Genomic DNA, 20,881 nt, shown 5'->3' with positions numbered 1-20,881 from the left:
GTCAGGCCCGGTCCACGGCCGGCCGCATCCCCGGGTCCGGCTGAGCGTCCGCACGCTCTGCATCGTGGGCGCGGTGGTCGCGCGCCAGGTACAGGTAGAACGCCGGCAGCACGAACAGCGTGAACGCAGTGCCGATCGTCATCCCGGCCGCGATCACCACACCCATCGAGAAGCGCGCCGCGGCGCCCGGTCCGCTGGCGACCAGCAGCGGGATCATCGCGAACACCAGGGCTGCGGTGGTCATCAGCACCGGGCGCAGACGGATGGCCGTGGCTTCCTCGATCGCCTCGCGCTTCGAAAGGCCACGCTCGGCCTGCAGCTTGTTGGCGAACTCCACGATCAGGATGCCGTGCTTGGAGATCACGCCCACCAGGGTCACCAGGCCCACCTGGGTGTAGATGTTGATGCTCATCCCGGGGAAGGCCTCGATGCCGCTGAACTGCAGGACGCCGGCCACCATCGCCAGGACGTTCAGCACCAGCAGCGCGCCGCAGATCGCCATCGGCACCGTGACCAGCATGATCAGCGCGTCGCGGAAGCTCTCGAACTGCGCCGACAGCACCAGGAAGATCACCACCAGGGCGAAGGCCAGCGTCACCAGCATCGTGGCGCCTTCTTCCTTGAACTGCCGCGACTCGCCGGCGTAGTCGACGCTGTAACCCTGCGGCAGGACCTCGGCCGCGGCGTCTTCCAGAACGCGCAGCGCGTCGCCCTTGCTCACGCCCGGACGCGGCGCGAAGCTGATGCCGACCGAGTTCAGTTGCTGGAAGCGTTTCAGCGACTGGGGCTGCGTGCTTCCCTCCAGCGTCACGATCGTCGACAGCGGGATCAGCTGGCCGTCGCGGGTGCGGGTGTAGTAGTTGCGCAGCTGGTCGGCGTTGAGCCGGTCGCTACGCTGCACCTGCGGGATCACGCGGTAGGAGCGGTTTTCCATCGCGAAGCGGTTGACGTAGCCGCCGGCGAGCATCGCCGACATGTCGGCGGCCAGCGTGCGCATGTCGATGCCCAGCGTGGCGGCCTTGTCACGGTCGATGTGGACCTCGATGCGCGGCTTGTCGATCTTCAGGTCGGTGTCGAGGAAGATGAAGCGGCGGCTGGCGTTGGCGCGTTCGATGATGCCGTCGGCGAGTTCCTTCAGCTGCTCCAGCGAGCCGATGCCCGACACCAGGAATTCGCCGCCGCCGTCACCGCCGGCGCTGGGCAACGAGGGCGGCACCAGGGCGAAGGTGTTGAGGCCGGTGACGCTGGCCAGCTTCGGCTGCAGGTCCTGCTGGAGCACCTGGTTGGTGGAGCGCCCGCGCTGGCTCCAGGGCTTGAGCACGAAGCCCGCGATCGCGCTGTTGCTGGCGCCACCGCCCCCGCCGAAGCCGCCGTTGAACAGGAAGAAGTCTCCGACTTCTGGCACCTCCTGTGCAAGCGTGGTCATCTCCTCGGTGTAGCGTTCAACGTAGTCGAGCGTGGTGTAGGCATCCGCACTGCCGATGGCGAAGATGAAGCCCTCGTCCTCCAGCGGCGCCGGCTCCTTCGGCGACACCGCATACAGCAGCACGCAGGACACGAGGACGATCGCACCGAAGACGGCGATCACGCCGCGGGTGTCCAGCGCGCTGCCGAGCCGGCGCTGGTAGCCGTGGCGCAGGCGATCGAAGCGCGCATCGAGCCATGATTCCAGGCGACCCTTGCCACCGGCACCGTGCGGCTTGAGGATTTTCGAGCACATCATCGGGGTGAGCGTCAGCGCGATCACGCCCGACAGCAGCACCGCCCCGGCGAGCGTGAACGCGAACTCGGTGAACAGCACGCCGGTCAGCCCGCCCTGGAAGCCGATCGGCAGGTACACCGCCACCAGGGTGGTGGTCATCGCCACCACGGGCCAGGCCAGCTCTCGCGCACCCAGGAGCGCGGCATCCTTGGGCGACATCCCTTCTTCGATGTGGCGGTGGATGTTCTCGAGCACGATGATCGCGTCGTCCACCACGATGCCGATCGCCAGCACCATCGCCAGCAGCGTGAGCAGGTTGATGGTGAAGCCCATCAGCAGCATCAGGAACAGGGCGCCGATCAGCGACAGCGGCACGGTGATCGCCGGGATCAGCACGCTGCGCAGCGAACCCAGGAACAGGAAGATCACCACGATCACGATCGCCACCGCTTCCACGATCGTGGTGATGACCTCGTTGATGCCGTCCTGGATCGCTTCGGTGCTGTCGTAGGGGATCGTGCCCTCGATGCCTTCGGGGAGCTGCGGGATGATCTCCTCGTCCCAAACGCGCCGCACCTCGGCGATCACGTCCAGCGAGTTCGCGTCGGGCGACACGAAGATGCCCATGAAGGTGGCCGCGTCGCCGTTGATGCGCACGGACGATCCATAATTCTCCGACCCCAGCTCGACGTCGGCGACGTCGCCCAGGCGCACGATCGCATCGTCTTCCTCGCGCACCAGCAGCTGCCGGAACTCCTCGGGCGTGCGCAGGTCGGTGCGGGCAGTGAGATCGATGCTGACCATCTGCCCCTTGGTGGAGCCGAGCGCGGACAGCACGTTGTTCGAGCGCAGCGCTGCCTGCACATCGCTGGCCGTCACCTGCAGCGCGGTCATGCGATCGGGCTTCAGCCACACGCGCATCGCGAACGCGCCGGAACCGTAGATGTCCGCGCGCTGCACGCCCTCGATGGTGGCGATGCGCGGTTCGACGGCGCGGGTCAGGTAGTCGGTGATCTGGTTGTCGCTCAGGCGTTCGCTGGCGAAGGACACGTACATCGCCGCCACCTGCTGGCCCTGCTGCAGGTCGATCACGGGGTCTTCCGACTCCTCCGGAAGCTGCCCGCGCAGCTTGTTCACCTTCGCCGCGATCTGGGTCAGGGCCTCGTTGGCGTCGGCATCCAGGCGGATATAGGCCTGGATCACGCTGACGCCCGCCGCGCTGGACGACACCAGGTAGTCGATGCCTTCGGCGCTGGCGACCTCGCGCTCGAGCGGCGTGGTGATGAAGCCCTGGATCAGGTCGGCGTCGGCGCCGAAGTAGGTGGTGCTGACCGTCACCACGGCGTTCTGCAGTTCCGGGTATTGGCGCACGTTGAGCTCGGAGAACGCGCGCAGGCCCAGCAGCAGGATGAACAGGCTGACCACCATCGCCAGCACCGGCTTGTTGACGAAGGTGTCGGTGAACTTCATCTCAGCGGTTCCCGGGCGCCGGCTCGGCCTCGGCGGTCGGTTGCACCTTGTCGTTGATCGTCACCTGGGCGTCATTGCGCAGCCGAAGCAGGCCGCTGGTGACCACGCGATCGCCCGGTTCGAGGCCATCGATGACGGCCACGAGGTCGCCGCGGGTGGGGCCGGTGCGGATGAAGCGCTGCTTCACCACCAGGCGCGGTCCGGCGGGCAGGCCGCCCTCGGCCGCAGCCTTCTTCGCGGCGGCATCGGCCTCAGGGTCCGCCGGCGCGTCCTGGATCACGAAGACCGCGTTGCCATACGGGTTGAAGCTCACCGCGGTCTGCGGGACCACGACCACCTCGCGCTCCCCGCCGATGTCGAAGCCCACGCGGGCGAAGGTGCCGGGCCGCAGGTTGCGCGCGGCGTTGTCGAAGGTGGCCTGGATGCGGAAGTTGCGCGTGCTGGCATCGGCGCCTGGCTCGACCGCCGTGACCTCGCCCTCGAACACCTGGCCGGGGAGCGCGTCGACGGTGGCGCGCACGGTCGTGCCCGGGAGCACCGCGCCCATGCGCTGCTCGGGAAGGGTGAAGTCGAGATGGATCGGGTCCAGCGACTGCAGGCTCACGATCGGGTCGCCGGGATTCAGGTACTGGCCGAGGTTCACGCGGCGGATGCCGAGCAGGCCGTCGAAAGGCGCGCGGATGACCTTCTGCGCGATCAGCGCGCGCTGCGCGTCGGCCTGGGCCAGCGTGCTGGCGGCGTCCGCGGCGCGCTGGTCGACCTCGGCCGCCGACACCAGGCGGTCGCGGCCGAGTTCGCGCCAGCGGTCGCGCTGCACCACGGCCAGCTGCGCGGCGGCTTCCAGCGAGCGCAGCGCGGCCAGCTCGCCCTGGGTGTTCAGCCGAACCAGCACGGCGCCGGCCTCCACCGGCTGCCCGGCCTCGAACTCGATGGCCTTGACCACGCCGCCGGCCTCGGTGGTGACATCGGTGCCGTTGACCGCAACGAAAGTGCCGACGGCTTCCTCGCTGTCGCTCCAGCGCTCGCTGCGCGCCTCGAACGCGGTCACCGCCACCGGCGGCTGCGGCATGTTGTCGAAGAACCGGTTCATGCCGGCATTCATCACCGCCTTGACGCCGAACACGCCGCCAAACACCAGCAGGGTGATCAGCAGCATCCAGAACATGCGCCGGCGCGCGGAGGGCTCGCGGACGGAAGGGGGCCTGGTCATGGGGATCCTGGCGCAGCAGGGAGGGAAATCGTGAACTTCCCGGGTTCCGTGTTCAACCCCGGCACTCCAGTCGAGCGATCCTCATGTCCGGCCCTGACTTCCTGCACGTTTGCCTACGCAGAGCGATGCCATACTTGCGGGTTCACAATCCCCCGCCAAGGACCCCTCATGCGCCGCATCGTCCTGATCCCGATCCTGCTCGCGGCCCTGGCGGCCTGCGGAGGCGAGGAACAGCAGCAAACGCCGCCGCTGCCCGAACTCGGGGTCGTGACCGTGCAGCCGGTGGACGCGCCCCTGCGTCGTGATCTTGTCGGCCGCCTCGCCGCCTACCGCAGCGCCGACGTGCGTGCCCGCGTGCCCGGCGTGGTCCAGCGTCGCGCCTACCAGGAAGGCAGCGACGTCACCGAAGGCCAGGTGCTGTTCGAGATCGACCCGGCGCCGCTGCGTGCGGCGGCCGGCGAGGCCCAGGCCGCGCTGGCGCAGGCGCGCGCCAACCAGGCGAACGCCGGCGCCGCCGCCACGCGCGCGCGCAGCCTGGCGCCGCAGAAGTTCATTTCCCAGTCCGACCTCGACAACGCCCTGGCCGCCGAACGCAGCGCCAACGCCGCCGTGCAGGCGGCGCAGTCGGCGGTCGAGAGCGCCAACATCAATCTCGGCTACGCCACCGTGCGGGCACCGATCTCCGGCCGCGCCGGCAAGCAGCAGGTCACCGAGGGCGCGCTGGTGGGGCAGGGCACGGCCACGCTGCTCACCACGGTCGACCAGATCGATCCGCTGTACGTGAACTTCAGCATGGGCGCCGGTGAACTCGACCAGGTGCGCGCGATGCAGCTCGATCGCGATGGTCCGGTGGCGGTGCAGGTGCTGCTGCCCGACGGCAGCGCCTACGCGCACGCGGGCGAGATGGACTTCTCCGGCGACAGCGTGGACCCGGAGACCGGCGCGGTGTCGCTGCGCGCCACCCTGCCCAACCCGGAACGCCGGCTGCTGCCCGGCACCTATGTGACCCTGGTGGCGACGCTGGGCGTGCAGCACGGCGTATTCACGGTGCCGCAGGCGGCGGTGCAGCGCGACGCCACCGGCCCCTATGTGCTGGTGGTCGGCGCCGACGACACCGTCGCGCGCAAGGACATCACCACCGCCCGCGCCGAGGCCGGCAGCTGGATCGTCACCGCGGGCCTGGCCCCCGGCGATCGGGTGGTCGTCTCGGGCCTCCAGCGTGCGCAGGTCGGGCAGCCCGCCACCGCCACGCCGTGGCAGCCGCCCGCGGCACCCGCCACGCCCGGCGCAGCGCCGGCGTCGACCCCCGCGACCACGCCGGCACCCGCAGCGCCGCCCGGCCCCCATCCCGACGCAGCGCAACCGGCAGCGGATGACGCCGCGGCCGGCGACGACGCCTCCACGCAGGGCTGACGCCGATGCCCCGTTTCTTCATCGACCATCCGGTCTTCGCCTGGGTCATCTCGATCCTGATCGCGCTTTCGGGCGTGATCGCCGTGCTGAACATGGGCGTGGAGTCCTATCCGAACGTCGCGCCGCCGCAGGTCACCGTGGGCGCCAGCTACCCCGGCGCCGACGCCGCGACGACCGAACGCGCGGTCACCCAGGTGATCGAGCAGCAGCTCACGGGCATCGACAACCTGCTGTACTTCAGCTCGACCTCGAGTTCGTCCGGTCGCGCCAGCATCACCCTGACCTTCCAGACCGGCACCGATCCCGACATCGCGCAGGTGCAGGTGCAGAACAAGGTCTCGCTGGCCACCCCGCGCCTGCCGACCGAGGTCACCCAGCAGGGCGTGGTGGTGGCCAAGGCCAACTCCGGCTTCCTGATGGTGGTGGCGCTGCGCTCGTCGAATCCGGCCTTCGATCGCAACGCGCTCAACAACCTGATCGGCGCCAGCGTGCTCGAGCAGATCGCGCGCGTGCCCGGCGTCGGCAGCACCCAGCAGTTCGGCTCCGAGTACGCCATGAACATCTGGCTCAACCCGGACCGGATGCAGGGCCTCGGGCTGTCGGCCAGCCAGGTGCTGGGGGCGGTGCGCGGACAGAACGTGCAGTTCGCGGCCGGCTCGATCGGCGCCGACCCGGCGCCGCGGGGGCAGGGCTTCACCGCCACGGTCTCGGCCGAGGGCCGCTTCGCCACCCCGGAGCAGTTCGGCAACATCATCCTGCGCGCCGACTCCGACGGCAGCACGGTGCGGCTGAAGGACGTCGCGCGGATCGAGATCGGCGCCCAGGGCTACGGCTTCGACACCAAGTTCAACGGCCAGCCCACCGGCGCTTTCGCGATCCAGCTGCTGCCCGGCGCCAACGCGCTCACCGTCGCCGAGGGCGTGACCTCGCGCATGGACGAGCTGCAGGGCAGCTTCCCGCAGGGCGTGGAATGGTTCTCGCCCTTCGACAGCACCACCTTCGTCACCATCTCGATCAAGGAAGTCGTGAAGTCGCTGATGGAAGCGATGGTGCTGGTGTTCCTGGTGATGCTGATCTTCCTGCAGAACCTGCGCGCGACCATCATCCCGACGCTGGTGATCCCGGTGGCGCTGCTGGGCACCTTCCTGGGGCTCAGCATGATCGGCTTCACGATCAACCAGCTGACGCTGTTCGCGATGGTGCTGGCGATCGGCATCGTGGTCGACGATGCGATCGTGGTGATCGAGAACGTCGAACGCATCATGTCCGAGGAACACCTGCCGCCGCGCGAGGCCACGATCAAGGCCATGGACCAGATCACCGGCGCGGTGGTGGCGATCACCGTGGTGCTGGCGGCGGTGTTCATCCCCAGCGCGCTGCAGGGCGGCGCCTCGGGCGAGATCTACAAGCAGTTCGCGATCACGATCGCGGTGGCGATGGGCTTCTCGGCGTTCCTGGCGCTGGGCTTCACGCCGGCGCTGTGCGCGACCTTCCTGAAACAGCATGGGCCGCAGGATCCCGATGCGCCCGAAGGCGCGCGCGGGAAGCGCAAGAACGTGGTCTTCCGCACCTTCAACAAGTACTACGACCGCATTGCGACTGTGTACGTGCGGCACATCGGCAGCGCCGTGAGCCACGCCCCGCGCTGGATGCTGGTGTTCGCCGCGCTCACCGTCATCGCGGGCCTGCTGTACGTGCGCCTGCCCGGCAGCTTCCTGCCCGAGGAAGACCAGGGCTATGCGATGGCCATCGTGCAGCTGCCGCCGGGCTCGACCCTGCAGCGCACGCAGGCGGTGTTCGAGGACGTGCGCAGCACGCTGGAACAGGTGCCCGGCTTCGAGGGGATGATGCAGGTCGCCGGCTTCAGCTTCGTCGGCCAGGGCGAGAACGTCGGCATGGCCTTCATCAAGCTCACCGACTGGGGTGATCGCGACGGCACGGTGCAGGATTTCCTGCAGGCCGCCAACGGGGCGCTCTACGGCATCCGCGACGCGCAGATCTTCGTGGTCAACCTGCCCACGGTGCAGGGCCTGGGGCAGTTCGGCGGCTTCGACATGTACCTGCAGGACCGCGCCGGCCTTGGCCGCGAGGCGCTCACCGCCGCGCGCAACCAGTTGCTCGGCGCCGCGGCCCAGGATCCGGCGTTGACCGCTGTCCGGCCCAATACGCTGGAGGACGCACCGCAGCTCAAGCTCACCGTCGACCGGGTGCAGGCGCAGGCCATGGGCCTGTCGGTGAACGACATCTACAGCGCGATCCAGCTGATGCTGGCGCCGGTGTACGTCAACGACTACTTCGCCGACGGCCGCGTGAAGCGCGTCAACATGCGCGCCGATGCGCCCTACCGCACGGACCCGGGTTCGCTGTCGCGCTTCTACACGCCGGCCGCGCCCTCGGCCGACGGCACCCCGAACATGATCCCGCTGACCAGCGTGGTGGACTCGGGGTGGGTGATGAACACGCCCTCGCTCACCCGCTACAACGGCTACTCCGCGGTGAACATCGTCGGCTCGCAGGCGCCCGGCCACAGCTCGGGCGAGGCCATGGGCGCGATGGAACGCATCGTCACCGACGAGCTGCCCGCGGGCTTCGGCTACGACTGGGCGGGCATGTCGTACCAGGAGATCATCGCCGGCAATACCGCGACGCTGCTGCTGGTGCTGTCGGTGGTGGTGGTGTTCCTGTGCCTTGCCGCGCTCTACGAGAGCTGGTCGATCCCGGTCTCGGTGCTGCTGATCGTGCCGCTGGGCATCCTCGGCGCGGTGGTGTTCACCATGCTGCGCCCGGGGCTGTCGAACGACATCTTCTTCAAGATCGGCATGGTCACGGTGATCGGCCTGGCGGCGAAGAACGCGATCCTGATCATCGAGTTCGCGGTGCTGGAGCGCGCGCAGGGCAAGCCGCTGCGCGAGGCCGTGATCGAAGCCGCGCGCATGCGCTTCCGCCCGATCCTGATGACGTCCTTCGCCTTCATCATGGGCGTGCTGCCGCTGGCGCTGTCCACGGGTGCGGGCGCGAATGCGCGCCATGCGCTGGGCACGGGCGTGATCGGCGGCATGCTGTTCGCAACCTTCCTTGGCCTGCTGCTGATCCCGGTGTTCTTCGTCAGCGTGCGCCGCGTGCTGGGCGAGCGGCTGGACGATCCGGGACGCCGGCCCGGGGCGTAGGCCACGCAAACAAAAAGACCCGGCAGCGTGGGCTGCCGGGTCCGGTGATGCGGGCATCGAGCGGGGAGAGAGGTCGCGCGATGCCCCGGTCCCGTTGCCGGGACCGTTGACGCTTGCTTACTTGCGGGTCTTGCCGGCAGCGGCCTTGGCGGCGCCCTGGACGGCATCCTGCGCCTTGGCGGTGGCCTGCTCGACCTGGCCCTTGGCGATCTGGGCGATGGCTTCGTTGGTGGCAACGGCCTGGCCGAAGACTTCCTGGCCGGCGCTGACCGAGCGCTCGACGCTCTCGCGGGCAAGCTGCGCGCCCTTCGGCCACACGGCCTTCAGGCCGTCGATGTCGCGCACCTGGGCCAGCTCGCCCCAGAAGGCGAAGGCGGCATTGGTGTTCTCTTCGATGGTCGACAGCTGCAGGCCGAAGGCCTTCTCGGCGCCGGCCAGCGCCAGGCGGTTGACCTCGGCGGCGGTGTCGGCGAACTGGCGGGTGGCGCTGCCAAACTGCTCGTTGATGTTCTGGTACATGGCGGGTTCCTGCTGGTGTCCGGCAGGGATTGCCGGTTTGTGCGATGCAGCATAACCGGCCTTATGTTGCGGTGCAACAACCGCTCGTCGGGACGTTCAGGTTCCCGGGCGGCGGCCCTTCGGGAGCCGGCTTTCTCAGCCCCGGTACCGACAGCCGGACGTGCAGGTTTCGTGCACCACCACTTCAGACAGCTGCGGCAGCGCCGGCTTCAGCCGATCCCAGATCCACACCGCCAGGCGCTCGCTGGTGGGATTCTCCAGGCCGTCGATGTCGTTGAGGTAATGATGGTCGAGTTGCTCGTACAGCGGCCGGAACGCCGTCTTGATGTCGGCGAAATCCATCACCCAGCCCGTCTCCGCACCCGGCTCGCCGGAGACGTGCAGTTCGATCCGGAACGAATGGCCGTGCAGGCGCGCGCATTTGTGGCCGGCCGGCACGTTGGGCAGCAGGTGCGCCGCCTCGAGGGTGAAGACCTTGAAGATGTCCATGCCGCGATTCTACCCGGGCACGCGCACCGTGCCTTCCATCAGCACGCGTGCGCTGCGGCTCATGACCGCCTTGGTCACCGTCCAGCGGCCATCGGTTTCGCGCGCCTGGGCGCCCACGCGCAGCGTGCCGGAGGGATGGCCGAAGCGCACCGCCCCGCGCCCGCCGCCGCCGGCGGCCAGGTTCACCAGCGTGCCGGGGATCGCCGCCGCGGTGCCGATGGCCACGGCGCAGGTGCCCATCATCGCGTGGTGCAGCTTGCCCATCGACAGCGCGCGCACGTTGAGGTCGATGTCGGCGGCGGCGATGGCCTTGCCGCTGCTGGCGACGTAGTCCGCCGGCGGCGACACGAACGCGACCTTGGGCGTGTGCTGCCGGGTGGCGGCGCCGGCGATGTCGTCGATCAGGCCCATGCGCAGGGCGCCGTGTGCGCGGATGGTCTCGAACATGGCCAGGGCTTTGCCGTCGCCATTGATCGCATCCTGCAGTTCGGTGCCGGCGTAGCCGATATCGGCGGCGTCGACGAAGACTGTCGGGATGCCGACGTTGATCATCGTCGCCCTGAGCGTGCCGACGCCGGGCACGTCCAGCTCGTCGACCAGGTTGCCCGTGGGGAACATGGCACCGGCATCGCCGTCATCGGACGGATCGATGAACTCGAGCACGATCTCGGCCGCCGGGAAGGTCACGCCGTCGAGCTCGAAATCGCCGGTCTCCTGCACCTCGCCGTTGACGATGGGTACGTGCACCACGATGGTCTTTCCGATGTTGGCCTGCCAGACGCGCACGGCGAAGCTGCCGTTCTCGGGCAGTCGCGCGCGGTCGGTGAAACCGTTGGCGATCGCGAACGGACCGACCGCGGTGCTGAGGTTGCCGCAGTTGCCGGACCAGTCGACGAAGGCGGTGTCGATGGACACCTGGCCGTAGAGATAGTCGACATCGTGGTCGGGCTGCGTCGGCGGGCCGATGATCACGCACTTGCTGGTCGACGAGGTCGCGCCGCCCATGCCGTCGGTGTGCTTGCCGTAGGGGTCGGGGGAGCCGATGACGCGCATGAGCAGCGCGTCGCGGTCGGCGCCGGGCACGCGCGCGGCTTCGGGCAGGTCGTCCAGGCGGAAGAAGACGCCCTTGGAGGTGCCGCCGCGCATGTAGGTGGCGGGGATGCGGAGCTGGGGAAGGTGGGGCATGGCGACTGCGGCGGCGGAGGATCGGCAATTATCCCGCAATGCACGGGCCCCGCCCGGCCTGTAGCAGCACAAATGCGTTACATCTGGTATACATTCGCGGCATGACCCCGAAGAAGACCAGCACACTCAATCTGCGCATCGACCCGGCCCTGAAGGAAGCGGCCAGGGTCGCCGCCCTTCGCGAGCACCGCAGCGTGGCCAACCTGATGGAGTGGCTGATCCGCCAGCACTGCGATGCCGTCGGCATTGCGATCCCCGAGCAGTCGGAGCTGTTCAAGGAACCCGCCGATGAATGAGAAGACCCTGCGCGCCCTCGTGGAGGCCGGCGCTGTCAAGCGCGTGCGCATCATCGGCGACGGCGCCCGCTTCCATGTCGAAGCCGATACGCCGAACGCCACCGTGGTCGCCATGACCGCCAAGGGCGCGCCCAGGACCTGGGGCACCCTGGACGCCTCGGCGCGCTGGGTACGCGCGCTGGGCATCGGTACCGCGCAGCTCGACGTCAGCCGTTGGCAGCCGGGGCAGCGCGGGCTGCGGGTGTGATGCCGGTGGTCGCACGGTGGGTGCTGGGTCAGTGGTAATCGTCTTCGCGCCCTCTCCGCGCAGGGATTTCTCCATCAGGCCGGACAGGCTCTCGCCCTGTTGCAGCACGAGCGCATTTGGCGCATGCCGGATCCGGTCCACTTCGACCTGCGTTCAGTTCGCCGCGTTGGCCGCCAGGAAGTCCTGCGCGAAGCGCTGCAGCACGCCGCCGGCCTCGTAGACCGTCACGTCCTCATCCGAATCCAGGCGGCAGGTCACCGGTACCTCGACGCTGCTGCCATCGCCGCGGTGGACCACCAGCGCCAGCGTGGCGCCCGGCGCAGGCGTTCCGATCACATCGAAGGTCTCGGTGCCGTCGATGCCGAGCGTGAGGCGCGTCGTGCCCGCCTGGAACTCCAGCGGCAGCACGCCCATGCCGACCAGGTTGGTGCGGTGGATGCGTTCGAAGCCTTCGGCCGCGATCACTTCCACGCCGGCCAGGCGCACGCCCTTGGCGGCCCAGTCGCGGCTGGAACCCTGTCCGTAGTCGGCGCCGGCGATGATGATCAGCGGCTGCCTGCGCGCCATGTAGGTTTCGATCGCTTCCCACATGCGGGTGACCTGCCCTTCGGGCTCGATGCGCGCCAATGATCCCTGGCGCACGCTGCCGTCGTCATTGCGCACCATCTCGTTGAGCAGCTTGGGATTGGCGAAGGTCGCGCGCTGCGCGGTCAGGTGGTCGCCGCGATGGGTGGCGTAAGAGTTGAAGTCCTCTTCCGGCACGCCCATTTTCGCGAGGTACTCGCCGGCAGCGCTGGACGCCATGATCGCGTTCGAAGGCGAGAGGTGGTCGGTGGTGATGTTGTCGCCCAGCACCGCCAGCGGGCGCATGCCCTTCATGCTGCGCTCGCCGGCCAGCGCGCCCTCCCAGTACGGCGGGCGGCGGATGTATGTCGACATCGGGCGCCAGTCGTACAGCGGCTCCACGCGCGTGCCGTCGTCCACCGCGAGGCGGAACATGGGTTCGTACACGCGGCGGAACTGTTCGGGCTTGACGCTGGCCTTCACCACCGCGTCGATCTCTTCGTCGCTGGGCCAGATGTCCTTGAGCGTGACGGGCGTGCCGTCGGCGTCGGTGCCGAGCACGTCCTTCTCGATGTCGAAGCGCACGGTGCCGGCGATGGCGTAGGCGATGACCAGCGGCGGCGACGCCAGGAAGGCCTGCTTCGCATAGGGATGGATGCGGCCATCGAAGTTGCGGTTGCCCGACAGCACTGCGACGGAATAGAGGTCACGGTCGACCACTTCCTGCTGGATCGCGGGATCCAGCGCGCCGGACATGCCATTGCAGGTGGTGCAGGCGAAGCCGACGATGCCGAAGCCGAGCTGCTCCAGCTCCGGCAGCAGCTTCGCCTCTTCGAGATACAGCTGCACCGCGCGCGAGCCCGGCGCCAGCGAGCTCTTCACCCACGGTTTGCGCGCAAGCCCGCGCGCGTTGGCGTTGCGCGCCAGCAGCGCGGCGGCGATCACGTTACGCGGGTTGGAGGTGTTGGTGCAGCTGGTGATGGCGGCGATGATCACCGCGCCGTCGGGCAGCAGCCCTTCGGCTTCCTGCGCGCGGGCGCCGGCGAGGTCACCGGCGATGCCGCGCTCGGCGAGGTCGCTGACCGGAAGCCGGCGGTGCGGGTTGGACGGGCCGGCCATGTTGCGCACCACCGTCGACAGGTCGAAGTGGAGCGTGCGCTCGTACTGCGCATCCTCGAGATCAGTCGCCCACAGGCCGGCGGCCTTGGCATAGGTTTCGACCAGTGCGACCTGCTTGTCTTCGCGGCCGGTAAGGCGCAGGTAATCCAGCGTGTTGTCGTCGATGAAGAACATCGCGGCGGTAGCGCCGTACTCGGGCGCCATGTTGGAAATGGTGGCACGGTCACCGATGGTCAGCGCCGCGGCACCCGGGCCGCGGAATTCGAGGTAGGCGCCGACCACCTTCTGCTGGCGCAGGAATTCGGTCAGCGCGAGCACGACGTCGGTGGCGGTGATTCCAGGCTGCGGCCTGCCGGCCAGCTCGACGGCAACGATCTCCGGCGTGCGCATCCATGAGGCGCGGCCGAGCATCACGCTCTCCGCCTCCAGGCCGCCGACGCCGATCGCGATCACGCCCAGCGCGTCCACGTGCGGGGTATGGCTGTCGGTACCGACGCAGGTATCCGGGAATGCCACGCCGTCGTCGACGTAAACCACCGGCGACATCTTCTCCAGGTTGATCTGGTGCATGATCCCGTTGCCCGGCGGGATCACGTCGACGTTGCGGAAGGCCTTCTTCGTCCAGTCGATGAAGTGGAAGCGGTCGGCGTTGCGTCGGTCCTCGATTTCACGGTTGCGGGTGAACGCATCGGGATCGAAGCCGCCGCATTCCACCGCGAGCGAGTGGTCGACGATCAGCTGCACCGGCACCACGGGATTCACCTGCGCCGGATCGCCGCCGGCATCGGCGATGGCATCGCGCAGGCCGGCCAGGTCGACCAGCGCGGTCTGGCCGAGGATGTCGTGGCAGACCACGCGCGCCGGGAACCAGGGGAAGTCCAGGTCGCGGCGACGCTCGATGAGCTGCAGCAGGTAATCATCGATGCGCTCCGGCTCGCTCCGGCGGACGATGTTTTCGGCGTGCACGCGTGCGGTGTAGGGCAGCCTGTCCCAGGCACCGGGCCGCAGCGCCTCTACCGCCTCACGGGTATCGAACCAGTCGAGCGAGGTTCCGGGGAGGGGCTTGCGATGCTTGCTGTTCGTCATGGCTGGCACGGGCGTGGAATGGGAAACGCCCATTGTATCGCCGCGCCGCGCTTTGCCCCGGATCAGGGCTTCCGCAGCTTGTCCGGGAGTATGGCGGTGACCAAGGGCCGGGGCCGCATATTGTTCGCGGGAACAGACTTCACGGCGGCGATACGGAGGCGATCCGGATAATCCTGGACAACGTGTCGTGATAACCATGGTGACCAGCGGCATTCGACGGGCCGGGGTTTAGTATCTAGACTTCGCCGTTATTCCCCCGATAGAAACCCTTGGAGTAATAGTGGCCAATCTCGCAACTGTCCTGAAAGCCGAAATCGCCCGCCTTGCCCGCAAGGAAGCAAAGATCCAGCTCGACCCCCTGCGCAAGGCCAATGCCGGCTACCGGCGCGACATCGCCGCGCTCAAGCGCGAGGTGGCGACGCTGTCGCGCCAGGTGAAGTCCGCCGGGCGCCCGGCGAAGAAGGCGCAGGCCGAACCCGAAGCGGGTCGCAAGCTGCGGTTCTCGGCCAAGGGCCTGAAGACGCACCGCGAGAAGCTGGGCCTGTCGGCCGCCGAGTACGGCCAGCTGGCCGACGCCAGCGCGCAGTCGATCTACAACTGGGAAGCCGGCAAGACCGTCCCGCGCCAGGCGCAGGTGCAATCGCTTGCGGCGCTGCGTGGCCTGGGCAAGCGCGAGGCCGCCAAGCGCTTGGAAGCCGCCAACGGGGAATGACCCGTGCGCCGGTGATTTCCACGCCCGACAGCCGTGTGCTGGTGGGCGTGGACGCCACTGACGGGGAGTGGACCGCCGCGCAGCAAGCGCTTTCCGCGATAATGGCCGCATGAGCACGAAAGCAGACCGTATCCGCGCCGCCCTCGGCGCCCTGTCGCCCACGCACCTCGACGTGCTGGACGAAAGCCACATGCACAGCCGCGGGCTGGAGACGCATTACAAGGCGGTGGTGGTGAGCGAGGTGTTCGACGGTACGTCCCCGGTGCGCCGCCATCAGGCGGTATATGCAGCGGTGGGGGGCCTCATGGGCGAAATCCACGCGCTGGCGCTGCATACCTATACGCCGCAGGAATGGGCGCAGCAGGAAGGCGGAGCGCCGGATTCACCCGGGTGCATGGGTGGGAGCAAGCACGATCGGGCATGAGCCCGGAGCGCTCCTGGCCTTGCCCATGCCGATGCGCCACCTGTAGACCGTGACGGTGACCGTTTGTGGACGGTCTCGATGTGCGCGCGGCAATGTCATTGCCGCCATCACCGCAGGCGGTTCAACATATGGTTTTCCCACCGGGTGGCTCCATGGCCGGAATGCCAGGGCGGCGCAGATGGATGCTTGCAGCCGCGGTCGTCGTCGCGGCGCTCGTCCTTGTCTGGGGCGTGGCCAGATGGCGCGGTCCCGTCCTGCCCGGCTACGAGGTCGTCGCCGGACCCTTGGTGCAGAACGTGGTCGCCACGGGGCGGGTGGCCGCCCTGTCGCGAGTGCAGGTCGGCGCGGAGATCGCAGGCCTGGTGCTCGAGCGGCGGGTGATGGAGGGCGACCGGGTTGCGCCCGGCGACGTGCTGGTCACGCTGCGCGCGCGCGACCTGGAGGCGCGGCGTGACGAGGCCCGCGCAGCGCTTGCCGCGTTGCGCGAGGCCGAGCGCCCCGACGCCGAAGCGCGCCTGCGCCAGGCGAGTGCCGAGCTTGTGCAGGCGGAGCGCGAGTTGGTCCGGCGCCGGGCGCTGGGCGAGCGCCAGCTCGTGGCCCGGGAAAGCGTGGAGCAGGCTGCGCAGGCGGTCGTGGCGGCACGCGCCGCCGCCGACCAGGCACGCGTGGCCGCGGCGTCGCTCAACGGCGGCGCCCGCGAGGCCCAGGCGCGCGAACGCCTGGCCGCGGCGGAGGCCGATCTGGCACGCGCGGTGATCCGCTCCACGGTTGCCGGCACCGTGCTCGTGCGCAACGTCGAGCCCGGCGATACCGTCAACCCCGGTGACGTGCTGCTGGAGGTCGCGCGCGACGCGCCCGGAGAGGTCCTGTTGCCGCTGGACGAGAAGAACCTCGCCCGGCTGGCGCTGGGGCAGTCCGCGACCTGCATCGCCGACGCGTTCCCGGACCGCCCGTTCTCCGCGACCGTGTACCACGTCGCACCCGGCATCGATCCCGCGCGCGGAACCGTCGACGTCCGCCTGCGCATCGATCCCGGCGCGGACTTCGTGCGCCAGGACATGACCGTCACCGCGACCATCCTCACCGGCAGCCGCGACAGCGCGCTTGCCGTGCCCAACGATGCGCTGCTCGAGGCGAGCGACGGCTCCGACCGCGCCACCGTCCTGCGCGTGCGCGATGGCCGGGTGGAACGCACGCCGGTCCGGCTGGGCCTGCGCGGCCTGGCGGTGAGCGAAGTGCTTGACGGCGTGGAGGAGGGCGACCGCGTGGTGGCCGCGGGTGCACTCGAGCCGTCCGGCCTGCCAGGCGATGGCAGTCGCGTCCGCGTCGAGGGCCAGCCCCTGCCGGATGCCGGCCACGCCACGCGCGGCGAGCTGCCGGTCCGGTTCGACTGAGCGATGTGGATCGAGACCACCATCGCCCTGCGCTTCCTGCGGCACGGCATGGCGCAGACGCTGCTGATCCTGTTCGGCATCGCGGTGGGCGTGGCGGTGATCGTGTTCGTGACCGCGCTCATCGCCGGCCTGCAGGACAACATCATCGAACGGACGCTGGGCACCCAGGCGCACGTGCGCGTGGAAGCGCCGCGCGAGGTGAACCGCATCGCGTCCGCTCCCGCGGGCGCGCTGCAACTGGTGCTGGAGAATCCGCGCCCGCAGGCGCTGCGACCGATCGACAACTGGCTCCGCGTGCGTGACGTGCTCGATGGTCTTCCAGGCATCACGGCGGTATCGCCGGTGGTCTCGGGGCCTGCGTTCGGGCGCCGGGGCGACGCCGTGGAGTCGGTCGCGCTGGTCGGCGTGGACATGCCGCGCTATCTGCGGGTGATTCCGCTGGACGACAGCATGGTCGAGGGCCGGCTCGAAGTCGGATCGGGCAATGCCGTGGTCGGCAGGAAGCTCGCCGACGATCTCGGCCTTCGCCTGGGCGGCAAGCTGCGGCTCGATGCCGGCGACGGCCGCGAAGCCATCGTCAACATCGCGGGCATCTTCGAACTCGGCGTGCGCGAACTGGATGCGCGCTACGTCTACCTCGACCTGAAGCAGGCGCAGTCGCTGCTGGCGCTGCCCGGCGGCGTCACCGTCATCGATGTCACCGTCGAGGATCTGTTCGGCGCCGACCGCATCGCCGCGCGCGTGCACGGTCTGACCGGCCTGCAGGCCGAGAGCTGGATGGAGACCAATGCGCAGCTGATGAACGCGCTGACCTCGCAGAGCATGTCCACGCGGATGATCAGTTTTTTCGTCGCGGTGTCGGTCGCGCTGGGCATCGCCAGCGTACTTGCGGTCAGCGTGGCCCAGCGCACGCGCGAGATCGGCATCCTGCGCGCGATGGGTACGCGGCGGCGGCAGATGCTGCGGGTGTTCCTGGTGCAGGGCGCGGTGCTGGGCCTCGCGGGTTCGGCGGTGGGCGGACTGGCCGGCTGGGGGCTGGTCGCCGCCTTCAACACCTTCGGCCCCGGCCTGTTTTTCATCCCGATGCCGGCCGCGCTGGTGCCGGCCGCGATGGCGCTGGCGACCGTCGCCGGCGTCGGCGCGGCACTCGTGCCTGCGTCGCGCGCTTCGCGCCTGGATCCGGTGGAGGCGATCCGTTATGGCTGATGCGGGCGAGGTGCTGCGGCTGGAAGGCCTGCGCAAGTCCTACAACATCGGCAGGCCGAACGAAGTGGAAGTGCTGCACGGCATCGACCTGTGCCTGGACAGCGCCGACTTCGCCGCGCTCGTCGGCCCATCGGGTTCCGGCAAAAGCACCCTGCTCAACCTGATCGGCCTGCTCGACTCGCCCACCGACGGCGAACTCTACCTGCGTGGCGAAGCCACGCGCGGCATGGACGACGAAGGTCGCACCGCGCTGCGTGGCCGCGACATCGGCTTCGTCTTCCAGTTCCACCATCTGATCGGCGCGTTCACCGCGCTGGAGAACGTGCTGATGCCGTCGATGGTGGCGCGCGGGCGCCCGGACCGGGACACCGTCGACACCGCGCGCGGATTGCTGGCCGACGTGGGCCTCGAGAAGTTCGCCGACCGCCATCCGGACCAGCTCTCGGGTGGCCAGCAGCAGCGCGTGGCGATTGCGCGCGCGCTGGTGACGCGACCGGCCCTGCTGCTGGCCGACGAACCGACCGGGAACCTGGATACGAAGACGGCCGCCGAAGTGTTCGAGCTCCTGCGGCGGTTCAACGCCCAGTACGGCTGCGCGGTGTTGGTGGTGACGCACGACCCGCGCCTGTCGGAGACCTGCGACCGGACGATCACGCTGATCGACGGAAGCATCGTCTCCGACGAGCGCAGGCAGGCGGCTGGACGTTGAAGCTGCCGGGGTCCGGCAGGCCCGAAACAAGCTGATGATGGTTGGCGACCGTGCCCGATGAGGCGCATCTCCGCGCGCCCCATCGGGCAAGCCTTACTTCTCGATCGTGAACCGGTCCAGCACGTTGCCATCGATATCGTAGGCGCGGTACTCGAGCCGGCCACCGTCGATGTCGATGACCTGGTAGGTCGAGGTATCGGTGAAGCGCTTCTCGATGTACGGCGCGTCGGACTGCTTGTACATCTTGGTGCCGGCCACGGCGTGGATGTAGACCGGGCCCTCGGCCGGTGACGACACCACCTGGTCGCCCTTCATCGGGAACGTGCGCAGGTAGGCATGGTCGTCGCCCTGCAGCACCAGGTCGACGCCGTGCTTCTCGAAGACCGGCGCCCAGGCCGCCTTCAGCTCCGGCTGGCCGCGGTCGCCGGGCTTGGTCGAGTACAGCGGGTGGTGGTAGACCACGAACTTCCACTGCGCGTCGGAGGCCGCAAGCGTCTTGTCGAGCCACTCGGTCTGCTGCTCCGGGGGCAGGTTCGAGTCGAGCACGACGAACTGGGCGTTGGAATATCCGGTTGAATAGACGCGCTCGGGCTCCACGCCCTCGGGACCGTTCCGGGGCAGGTCGAACTGGTCGACGTACAGCTCGGCACGGCCGAGATCGACTTCATGGTTGCCGATGGCCGGCAGCAGCGGACGGTGGTCGTAGACGCCGGCGGCGTTCTGGAACAGCAGGTCCCAGTCGTCGCGGCGTTCGCCCCAGTTCACCAGGTCGCCGGCCATCACGTAGAACGCGGCCTGCGGATGTTCGGCGTGCGCCTTGCGGACCAGGCCGCCCCAGGTGTCCAGGCCGTTCTGGGCATCGCCCATGTAGATGAAGGTGAAGGGTTCGGGCTGCGCGGGCGCGGTGGTGAAGCTGCGTTCCTCGCCCCAGGCCTGGCCGTCGCCGATCGCGTAGCGGTAGCTGGTGCCGGGCTGCAGTCCGTCGAGGGCGACGGTGTGGCGCAGGGTCCTGGGGTCGTTGGCCACGTCCGGGGTGTGGAGCTCACGGCTTGTGGCTTCGACCACGGCAGGGGCGGCGGCACTGCCGTCCACGGCGTAGCGCAGCTGGCTGTTGCCGCTGCCGGGCGCGGTGCGCCACTGGATCGACTGGCTGCTCGTCGGGTCGCCGGCCCAGGTCAGCACGACCTGGTCGGCATCGGCCGAGCCGGGGTAGGGCGAGTTGCGGAAGAACCCGGCAAGGTGGGCGACGTTCTCGTCACCCTCGAGCGTGCGCACCAGGACCAGGCCCTCGAGCTCCGGCGCAAGCGTGTCGATGACATCGCTGTCGTCGGCATACGGGGCCGAGCCCACCGAAGCGGTCGCGAGCTCGAGCCCGGACGGACCGAGCAGTTCCACACCCGGCGCCGCGGCGCCCGGTTCCACCGGGCCGACGATGACGAAGTACGGCTTGACCCCGCCCTCGATGGACGGCACGCCAAGGCCGACTTCGCCCGCCGGCACCTGCTTGCGCCAGGCGATGTAGGTGTCGTCGCCATCGACCACCGCGCGCAGCGGCGTCGCTTCGAAGCCCTGTTCCTCGAGCCAGAACGGCTCCACGTCCGAGTCGGGCGACTGCAGGACGTGGACGATGGCCGGCGCGTCCACGGTGAACCTGGCGTACGAGGTGGACAGCGCCTGCAGTTCCTCCGGCGTCAGCAACGGCAGGATGCGCGACGCATCCGCGTCGGCGAGTTCGCCGGCCGGGATCGCGCCGGTCATCCGCGCGCGGATGGCGTCCACCGCCGCTGCCCAGGGCGCCGCTGGGGAGGCTTCATCGGCGGGTGCCGCAGTCGCGACGGCTGCGGTCCCGGCGGTGGCGGGCGTGGTGTCGGGCGCCTGCGAGCACGCGGCGAGCAGTGCGACGGCCAGTACGGTCGGGAAAAGTACGGTCGGAGAAAGTCCGATCGAGAGCGGGGAACGCATTGTCGTC

General features: G+C 69.2%; 16 protein-coding genes. 9 read left to right on the top strand and 7 right to left on the bottom strand.

Translation table 11 applies throughout. The annotated features are described in order from the left end of the window. Window position 1 precedes the first annotated feature (1 nt). Both E2169_RS11720 and E2169_RS11715 read right to left on the bottom strand, forming a co-directional pair. Window positions 2-3,172: an efflux RND transporter permease subunit gene (locus E2169_RS11720; protein ID WP_132986794.1), complete on the bottom strand. Its 3,171-nt coding sequence runs from the start codon at window positions 3,170-3,172 to the stop codon at window positions 2-4. Between the two features lies 1 nt (window position 3,173). Further along, window positions 3,174-4,382 (bottom strand): efflux RND transporter periplasmic adaptor subunit, encoded by a 1,209-nt coding sequence (locus E2169_RS11715; RefSeq protein WP_132986793.1) that lies wholly within the window; start codon window positions 4,380-4,382, stop codon window positions 3,174-3,176. A gap of 168 nt (window positions 4,383-4,550) precedes the next feature. On the opposite strand from E2169_RS11715, the gene E2169_RS11710 reads away from it, so the two are divergent. Beyond that, window positions 4,551-5,795 carry an efflux RND transporter periplasmic adaptor subunit gene (locus tag E2169_RS11710; RefSeq protein WP_132986792.1) on the top strand — a complete coding sequence of 415 codons (1,245 nt, stop codon included), beginning with the start codon at window positions 4,551-4,553 and terminating at the stop codon, window positions 5,793-5,795. Between the two features lie 5 nt (window positions 5,796-5,800). Next, entirely contained in the window at window positions 5,801-8,962 is a 3,162-nt protein-coding gene (locus tag E2169_RS11705; RefSeq protein ID WP_132986791.1) for a multidrug efflux RND transporter permease subunit, read from the top strand. Between the two features lie 117 nt (window positions 8,963-9,079). Here E2169_RS11705 and E2169_RS11700 read toward each other — a convergent pair whose 3' ends face one another. The 3 genes from E2169_RS11700 to prpF all read right to left on the bottom strand — a co-directional run bounded on the left by E2169_RS11700 (window position 9,080) and on the right by prpF (window position 11,155). Continuing rightward, window positions 9,080-9,481, bottom strand: a complete 402-nt coding sequence (locus tag E2169_RS11700) for a phasin family protein (protein ID WP_132986790.1) — start codon at window positions 9,479-9,481, stop codon at window positions 9,080-9,082. Between the two features lie 135 nt (window positions 9,482-9,616). Continuing rightward, window positions 9,617-9,970, bottom strand: a complete 354-nt coding sequence (gene queD / locus E2169_RS11695; RefSeq protein WP_132986789.1) for a 6-carboxytetrahydropterin synthase QueD — start codon at window positions 9,968-9,970, stop codon at window positions 9,617-9,619. 9 nt (window positions 9,971-9,979) lie between these two features. Further along, on the bottom strand, window positions 9,980-11,155 hold the full coding sequence (gene prpF / locus E2169_RS11690) for a 2-methylaconitate cis-trans isomerase PrpF (RefSeq protein ID WP_132986788.1): 1,176 nt from the start codon (window positions 11,153-11,155) through the stop codon (window positions 9,980-9,982). Window positions 11,156-11,256: 101 nt separating this feature from the next. Here prpF and E2169_RS11685 point away from each other — a divergent pair, with 101 nt between their 5' ends. Both E2169_RS11685 and E2169_RS11680 read left to right on the top strand, forming a co-directional pair. Further along, a complete protein-coding gene (locus E2169_RS11685; protein ID WP_132986787.1) occupies window positions 11,257-11,451 on the top strand; it encodes a type II toxin-antitoxin system antitoxin in 195 nt (64 codons plus the stop codon). Beyond that, entirely contained in the window at window positions 11,444-11,698 is a 255-nt protein-coding gene (locus E2169_RS11680; RefSeq protein ID WP_132986786.1) for a hypothetical protein, read from the top strand. Before E2169_RS11685 ends, E2169_RS11680 begins: the two co-directional genes overlap by 8 nt. 153 nt (window positions 11,699-11,851) lie before the next feature. Here E2169_RS11680 and acnD read toward each other — a convergent pair whose 3' ends face one another. Then, the gene (gene acnD / locus E2169_RS11675; RefSeq protein ID WP_132986785.1) at window positions 11,852-14,467 is read right to left on the bottom strand and encodes a Fe/S-dependent 2-methylisocitrate dehydratase AcnD; all 2,616 of its coding nucleotides are present in this window, start codon (window positions 14,465-14,467) and stop codon (window positions 11,852-11,854) included. 280 nt (window positions 14,468-14,747) lie between these two features. On the opposite strand from acnD, the gene E2169_RS11670 reads away from it, so the two are divergent. The 5 genes from E2169_RS11670 (at window position 14,748) to E2169_RS11650 (ending at window position 18,912) form a co-directional block, all read left to right on the top strand. Continuing rightward, window positions 14,748-15,179: a helix-turn-helix domain-containing protein gene (locus E2169_RS11670; protein ID WP_132986784.1), complete on the top strand. Its 432-nt coding sequence runs from the start codon at window positions 14,748-14,750 to the stop codon at window positions 15,177-15,179. A gap of 109 nt (window positions 15,180-15,288) precedes the next feature. After that, window positions 15,289-15,603: a BolA family protein gene (locus E2169_RS11665; RefSeq protein ID WP_132986783.1), complete on the top strand. Its 315-nt coding sequence runs from the start codon at window positions 15,289-15,291 to the stop codon at window positions 15,601-15,603. Between the two features lie 182 nt (window positions 15,604-15,785). Further along, window positions 15,786-16,997, top strand: coding sequence for an efflux RND transporter periplasmic adaptor subunit (locus E2169_RS11660; RefSeq protein ID WP_132986782.1), 1,212 nt, complete (start codon window positions 15,786-15,788; stop codon window positions 16,995-16,997). A 3-nt stretch (window positions 16,998-17,000) separates the two neighbouring features. Further along, the gene (locus E2169_RS11655) at window positions 17,001-18,203 is read left to right on the top strand and encodes an ABC transporter permease (RefSeq protein ID WP_132986781.1); all 1,203 of its coding nucleotides are present in this window, start codon (window positions 17,001-17,003) and stop codon (window positions 18,201-18,203) included. Further along, the gene (locus tag E2169_RS11650) at window positions 18,196-18,912 is read left to right on the top strand and encodes an ABC transporter ATP-binding protein (RefSeq protein ID WP_132986780.1); all 717 of its coding nucleotides are present in this window, start codon (window positions 18,196-18,198) and stop codon (window positions 18,910-18,912) included. Before E2169_RS11655 ends, E2169_RS11650 begins: the two co-directional genes overlap by 8 nt. A gap of 93 nt (window positions 18,913-19,005) precedes the next feature. Here E2169_RS11650 and E2169_RS11645 read toward each other — a convergent pair whose 3' ends face one another. After that, on the bottom strand, window positions 19,006-20,874 hold the full coding sequence (locus E2169_RS11645; protein ID WP_132986779.1) for a purple acid phosphatase family protein: 1,869 nt from the start codon (window positions 20,872-20,874) through the stop codon (window positions 19,006-19,008). Window positions 20,875-20,881: the final 7 nt, after the last annotated feature.

The sequence above is a fragment of the Luteimonas terricola genome (assembly GCF_004352845.1).
GTDB classification, from domain to species: domain Bacteria; phylum Pseudomonadota; class Gammaproteobacteria; order Xanthomonadales; family Xanthomonadaceae; genus Luteimonas; species Luteimonas terricola.
Note: the sequence above shows the minus strand (reverse complement) of the source record. Positions and strands in the feature narration are given on the sequence as shown.

What these genes read in the sequence shown, in the direction of transcription:
- E2169_RS11720 (WP_132986794.1), bottom strand. Translation starts at nt 3,172, where the DNA reads ATGAAGTTCACCGACACCTTCGTCAACAAGCCGGTGCTGGCGATGGTG.
- E2169_RS11715 (WP_132986793.1), bottom strand. Translation starts at nt 4,382, where the DNA reads ATGACCAGGCCCCCTTCCGTCCGCGAGCCCTCCGCGCGCCGGCGCATG.
- E2169_RS11710 (WP_132986792.1), top strand. Translation starts at nt 4,551, where the DNA reads ATGCGCCGCATCGTCCTGATCCCGATCCTGCTCGCGGCCCTGGCGGCC.
- E2169_RS11705 (WP_132986791.1), top strand. Translation starts at nt 5,801, where the DNA reads ATGCCCCGTTTCTTCATCGACCATCCGGTCTTCGCCTGGGTCATCTCG.
- E2169_RS11700 (WP_132986790.1), bottom strand. Translation starts at nt 9,481, where the DNA reads ATGTACCAGAACATCAACGAGCAGTTTGGCAGCGCCACCCGCCAGTTC.
- queD (WP_132986789.1), bottom strand. Translation starts at nt 9,970, where the DNA reads ATGGACATCTTCAAGGTCTTCACCCTCGAGGCGGCGCACCTGCTGCCC.
- prpF (WP_132986788.1), bottom strand. Translation starts at nt 11,155, where the DNA reads ATGCCCCACCTTCCCCAGCTCCGCATCCCCGCCACCTACATGCGCGGC.
- E2169_RS11685 (WP_132986787.1), top strand. Translation starts at nt 11,257, where the DNA reads ATGACCCCGAAGAAGACCAGCACACTCAATCTGCGCATCGACCCGGCC.
- E2169_RS11680 (WP_132986786.1), top strand. Translation starts at nt 11,444, where the DNA reads ATGAATGAGAAGACCCTGCGCGCCCTCGTGGAGGCCGGCGCTGTCAAG.
- acnD (WP_132986785.1), bottom strand. Translation starts at nt 14,467, where the DNA reads ATGACGAACAGCAAGCATCGCAAGCCCCTCCCCGGAACCTCGCTCGAC.
- E2169_RS11665 (WP_132986783.1), top strand. Translation starts at nt 15,289, where the DNA reads ATGAGCACGAAAGCAGACCGTATCCGCGCCGCCCTCGGCGCCCTGTCG.
- E2169_RS11660 (WP_132986782.1), top strand. Translation starts at nt 15,786, where the DNA reads ATGCTTGCAGCCGCGGTCGTCGTCGCGGCGCTCGTCCTTGTCTGGGGC.
- E2169_RS11655 (WP_132986781.1), top strand. Translation starts at nt 17,001, where the DNA reads ATGTGGATCGAGACCACCATCGCCCTGCGCTTCCTGCGGCACGGCATG.
- E2169_RS11650 (WP_132986780.1), top strand. Translation starts at nt 18,196, where the DNA reads ATGGCTGATGCGGGCGAGGTGCTGCGGCTGGAAGGCCTGCGCAAGTCC.
- E2169_RS11645 (WP_132986779.1), bottom strand. Translation starts at nt 20,874, where the DNA reads ATGCGTTCCCCGCTCTCGATCGGACTTTCTCCGACCGTACTTTTCCCG.